We start from the raw sequence: 5,640 nt of genomic DNA on the forward strand, positions 1-5,640 counted from the left end.
TTATCATTTTCGTTATTTAGGTCATATATGGTAAATATGACTTATCTTTTTTGGGAGTCTGTGTCTGTATTCCATGCTACATAAGCTTTTCAGCTGGCTTGTCCCCCTGTCAGTCTGATTGGAAATGGTTTTTCCTTCCTGTTCTGATCATCTGGTTTCTATTTTTATTGTCTGTCTCAGTTTTTGATATCCACAATTTGGGGGTTAAGTTAATAAATAAAATTAAAAAGTCATTTATTTGCCGATTTTTACATATGTTTTGGTTTACGTTGTTTGTGTTGATTCCCTCGTATTTAGCATTAGCTTCACTAATTATTATAGTTTTTCTTATAAACTACTGGCTTGAATCTGGTGATCTTGATTTTCCCTATTTCTCTTATATCTCTGATTATATCTCTGAATTATTCTTTTTACTCTTATCTGGTTTCTTTTTAGTCTTAGCTGTTTTATCTTTTATTTTTTGGGGAATATTACTCCTCACGAAAAGCAAGATTGCCGAGACCAAACAGCAAGCTTTTGAGACTCAAAAAATTAAATCTCAATATTCTGGATTTCGCGATCTAGCGGTCTCCTTCAGATGTATAGATAGTACCAACTTTGGGCAAGCAAATTTAATAGAAGCTGACTTCGGCAATTCTGATGTTACAGGTGTTAATTTTCGTGGAGCGAGATTGAAGCGCACGATTTGGACTAAGGCGAAAGGACTAGAGTGTGCTGCCATCGGCAATAGTTATTTGAAATATCCGAAGGTGCGAAATTGGGTTGTTCGAGTGGGGAATGATAAAATAGTAGGCGGAGATATTAGAAATGGCAACTAGAGCAAAAAACTTTGATTCTCTAAATCTGAGTGGGGTAAATCTGTCAGGATTAAATTTGACAGGCGCTAGCTTTCGTAATGCTAATCTTCGGTTTGTTGATTTGAGTAATGCCACGCTAGATAGAGCTGATTTTACGGATGCCGATTTGACGCGGGCTAACTTGGCAGGAGCGCAGCTAAATGGCGCTAATTTCACCGATGCCGATTTATCCCAAGCTAATTTGCAAGGGAGTCAATTGTGCGATGCTATCTTAGAGCGCGCCTGTTTACAAGGTGCTGATCTAAATGGAGCTAATCTTACAAATGCCAACACCTGCAATTGGAAAATTAGCCGCTCGACAATCATTCAAGAAATATCTGATGCTGAAAAAGACAAATCGGAACAGCAATGGAAAAAGATCGACACTACCCTAGATGAACTCTACCAACTCAAAGGGATGGCTAACCGGGAAACCTGGAATGAACAATTTTTTCAAAAAGCCAAGGATCTCGAACTTCCACCCCCCATTTACAATCACCTGTTTGATAAATACTACGAGCATCGCCTTTTCCAAGAATCTCGACGTTCCTTACGGGTTTACTTGCTGCAGAACTTGGGGTTTATGAAATTAGAACGCGCGATCGAATCTCTAAACTATTCTATTGCTCACCTGGATATTTTTCCGATTTTGGACAAGTTACAGACGCTGTCGATTATCGGTGCTTTAGTTCTTTTGATTAATGGATTAATTAAAGTTGACTATGAATCTCGGTATCGCGCTTGGGAAATTATTAACTCCGATAAAACAAAAAATCAAATTTATGGTGCTAATCGTCTGGGATTGGAAAGACTAGCCAAAGAAGGCGACGGTTTGGAGAGGATACAGGCACCAGGTGCCAACTTGAGCGGTATCAACCTGCGGAAGGCCAATTTAAAAAACGCTAATTTAAGCAAGGCCATACTGAGTGAGGCTGACTTGAGAGATAGTGATCTAAGTGGGGCTGACCTAAGTGGTAGTAATCTGAGTGAGGCGAAGCTGAGGGGGGCGAAGCTGAGGGGGGCGAAGCTGAGGGGGGTTGACCTGAGAAACGTTGACCTGAAAGGGGTTAATGTTGACCTGAGTGGGGCTGTCCTGAGTGGGGCTGTCCTGAAAGAGGATAAGGTTGACCTGCATAGTTGGAATCTGACAGGGGTTAACCTGAGTGGGGTTGACCTGCGTAGTTGGGATCTGAGAGGGATTAACCTCAGTGGTGTTCAACTGAGTGGGGCTAACCTCAGTGGTGTTCAACTGGGAAAACCCGATAAAAAAAGCCCTAAAACAAATGAAACAACCAATAAATTGTTAGGTAAAGAGAAAGGGAAAAGCACTGACCTGAGTAAGGCTAACCTGACGAATGCTAATCTGACGAATGCTAATCTCAATGATGCAGAAAATCTTGACAAGGTGAAGTCTTGGAAATTGACTAACCTTAGTGGAGCAGACCTCAGCAAATTTAAGGAGACGAAGTTACAAGATTTGAAATTTACGGGAGCTTTCTACCTTGATGGGCAAAAGCCTTCTCTTCCAGGAAAATTGACACCTGAAGACCTCGGAATTCAGCCCATTGAGAAGATTAAGGACTTGCAGGGCGTTAATTTGAGTGGTATTGATTTGAGTGGTATTGATTTGAGTGGTAAAAATATGATTAAGGCTGATCTGAGGAAGATCAATTTGAGTGGTGCTAATTTGAGTGGTACCAATTTGAGTGGTGCTAATTTGAAGGGTGCTAAGTATTCTACGAAAACAAAGTTTCCCCAGAGATTTAAGCCACAAGCTGAAGAGATGGTTGAAATTAAGTAAGCTACATAGAACACAAATTTCCGATGAAAAGAACACATTAACGATAAATACATTTTCGAGGAAGCTGTCAGGAATACCGGGGTTTTCACCACAAGTACGGGAGAGCCTGGCTCTTCCGGGTTTCGTGTGGGGGCGCGAAGCGCCCCCACACGAAACCCAAGGTGAAGTCAAGCCATAGTCAAGCCATCTGTATTCCTCTCGAACACTTGTCACACACAAACCAGAAGAGCCAGAGCCTTACTTATTGTGATCAAAAACGCCGTTCAATTGGGGAAATGCGGAAATACTCGTGGTACAAATTTAATGAGTCTCAAGCCTAATTTTGAAAAAACTTTGGGTACTGTTCGACAAGGAAAAACCGAACCGCTTGAATCAGTGCGATCGCCGCTCTTGTAGGGTGCGTTAACAACGTGTAACGCACCTCTTTGACGATAAAGGATCTAATTAACATTTTTTTGACCACTTTTTAGCTGATAATAATTCTAAACGTTTGTAAATCAGAGGATTCGTATTCTAATATACAGTTTACACCAAGAAGTCGGGAGAGCCTAAATTCGGTCAAAAAATTAACGCAGTAGCGTTTCTGTAAAGATAAGGTAAAAGATTGTAGCATTAACGGTGAAAGTTTCACTGTCAAATACGGGTGCGTCTGAAATGAACAAGTCAGTGATTATTAATCTAGGCAGTGGGAATTTGTATCAAGGATTTCCGCGAGTTACCGTTCAATTATGGACGGATGGCAATCCGCGGCCAGAGCAATTTATCGGCACGTTGCCCGCCGCACCCGCTTTAGTGGAACTGTATCGGAATTGGCAGCTTGTTTATCGGGGACTATGCGATCGCCTTGGACGCAGCGAAACTGAACGCATTACGGGCGGACAACGCCATCCCATAATATCCCAACCAGGACATCTATCTTCAGCTTCTCTCGTAGAAGTTGGTGAACTAGAAATCAGTGAAGCAGGCATTACCAATATTTCTCAGGTCAGTTTTGATGAGTTGTGCCAGCAGCTACAGGCAAGCATCAATACTTGGCTGAAATCAGAGGGTTTTCTCCCCATTGAACTGCAACTGCGATCGCGACTCGACTCATCCGCTCCCATCCGAGTCATTATTGAAACTAACGATCTGGAATTGCGCTCTCTTCCTTGGCATCGCTGGCATTTCTTTGAGGATTATCCCCAAGCGGAAATGGCGTTGAGTCAACCAGAGTACCACTATCGAAATGTTCTGAAGTCAGCAAAAACTGAGCAGAAAGTCAGGATTTTAGCAGTCTTAGGCAATAGCTCTGGCATTGATTTAGCCACAGAAACCCGCTTACTTCAGCGGTTGCAGGATGGGTCAGTTAAGTTCCTGGCCAACCCCTCACGCCAGGAGTTCAATACTCAATTATGGCAGCCTGAAGGGTGGGACATCCTGTTTTTTGCCGGTCACAGTCAAACCCAGGGACAAACGGGTCGAATATATATTAATGAGAATTCAACCCACAATAGTTTGACGATATCACAGTTAGAAGAGGCACTGAAAACCGCGATCGAGAAGGGTTTAAAGCTGGCTATTTTTAATTCTTGCGATGGCTTAGGCTTGGCACAAGCACTGGAGAAACTACACATTCCCACCGTGATTGTCATGCGCGAACCGATTCCCAATCGGGTGGCACAAGAGTTCTTTCAGCAGTTTCTGACAGCATTTGCGATCGAGCAATTGCCGCTTTATCTTGCCGTTCAGCAAGCGCGTCGAAAGCTCCAAGGATTAGAAGATGATTTTCCAGCAGCGTCTTGGTTGCCCGTGATTTGCCAAAATCTAGCCGTTGAACCTCCCACTTGGATTCAGCTTGGAGGAACGCCAACCTGTCCCTATCGCGGTCTATTTGCCTTTCGGGAGGAAGATGCTCGGTTCTTCTTTGGGCGGGAGCAGGTAACTCAGGCACTGCTGGCGGCGGTCAAACAAAAGCCATTGGTGGCGGTGATTGGTGCTTCTGGCAGTGGCAAATCATCCGTCGTCTTTGCGGGATTAGTGCCGCGCTTGCGTCAGGAATTAGGCAGTAGCGGCATGAAAGAACAAGGCTCGCCGTCTGTACAGATTGTTTCGTTTCGCCCAGGGAATAATCCGTTTGAAGCCTTAGCAACTGGGTTGGCGCAGTGTCCTGCGATCGCTAAATTTGTCTCTCTACATCAGCCCCAACAGGGGTGTGGCGATGCTCTCCCAGAAGGTCAAAGCGACAGTTTCGCTAACGCAGTAGAACTAGAGCGGCTCTTGCGGCAAGACGACCAGGGATTATCCCACCTCATCGAGTGGGTTAAACAGCAGAATTCAGGGATGCGCCTGATTTTGATCGCCGATCAATTTGAAGAACTCTATACCCTTTGTCCAGAGTCAGAGCGACAGACTTTTTTGGATACTGTACTAAATGCCGTGAAATTTGCTCCAGGGTTCACCCTGATTCTGACCCTACGAGCAGACTTTTGCGGCTATGCCCTGGCTTACCGCCCCTTGAGTGATGCCTTGCAAGGTGCCATTCAGGTTTTGGGGCCGATGAACCGGGAAGAATTGCCAGCCGCGATCGCCAAGCCCGCCGCCCAAATGCAAGTGAAATTAGAGGATGGATTAATCCAGAAGCTGATCCATGCCATGAACGAGCAGCCAGGGCGTTTGCCCTTGTTGGAATTTGCCCTCACGCAATTGTGGTCAAACCAGCGAGATGGATGGCTAACCAATCAGGCTTATGACCAGATTGGCGGCGTAGAAGCAGCACTGGCCAATCACGCAGAATTCGTATACGCTCAACTGAACGAAGAGGATCGACAGCGATCGCAACGGGTATTTATACTTTAGACGTTCATAATCTGAGATTTATTAAACTTCTGAAATCGTAGAGTCAGCAAGGAACCCAGTTCTTTTTTATGTTTCAGATGGGCATCATTCAGACATTCATAAATAGCTGAAGAAAAGTCAGAAAAGTTCTCATAATATTTACCATATAAACATTTCTTTTTGACAAAT

At 44.1% G+C, this 5,640-nt stretch carries 3 protein-coding genes and 1 pseudogene; 3 read left to right on the forward strand and 1 reads right to left on the reverse strand.

The annotated features are described in order from the left end of the window. Window positions 1-275: 275 nt before the first annotated feature. The 3 genes from H6G48_RS00110 to H6G48_RS00130 all read left to right on the forward strand — a co-directional run bounded on the left by H6G48_RS00110 (window position 276) and on the right by H6G48_RS00130 (window position 5,472). Window positions 276-818, forward strand: coding sequence for a pentapeptide repeat-containing protein (locus H6G48_RS00110; RefSeq protein ID WP_190717896.1), 543 nt, complete (start codon window positions 276-278; stop codon window positions 816-818). Next, window positions 808-2,637, forward strand: coding sequence for a pentapeptide repeat-containing protein (locus H6G48_RS25705; RefSeq protein ID WP_199328690.1), 1,830 nt, complete (start codon window positions 808-810; stop codon window positions 2,635-2,637). The genes H6G48_RS00110 and H6G48_RS25705 overlap by 11 nt, the downstream gene beginning before the upstream one ends. Window positions 2,638-3,291: 654 nt before the next feature. Then, a complete protein-coding gene (locus H6G48_RS00130; protein ID WP_190717899.1) occupies window positions 3,292-5,472 on the forward strand; it encodes an nSTAND1 domain-containing NTPase in 2,181 nt (726 codons plus the stop codon). Here H6G48_RS00130 and H6G48_RS00135 read toward each other — a convergent pair. After that, window positions 5,469-5,640, reverse strand: a pseudogene (locus H6G48_RS00135) (IS630 family transposase); the annotation flags it as partial. The gene H6G48_RS00130 and the pseudogene H6G48_RS00135 overlap by 4 nt on opposite strands.

The organism is Microcystis flos-aquae FACHB-1344 (genome assembly GCF_014698375.1).
GTDB lineage: Bacteria > Cyanobacteriota > Cyanobacteriia > Cyanobacteriales > Microcystaceae > Microcystis > Microcystis aeruginosa.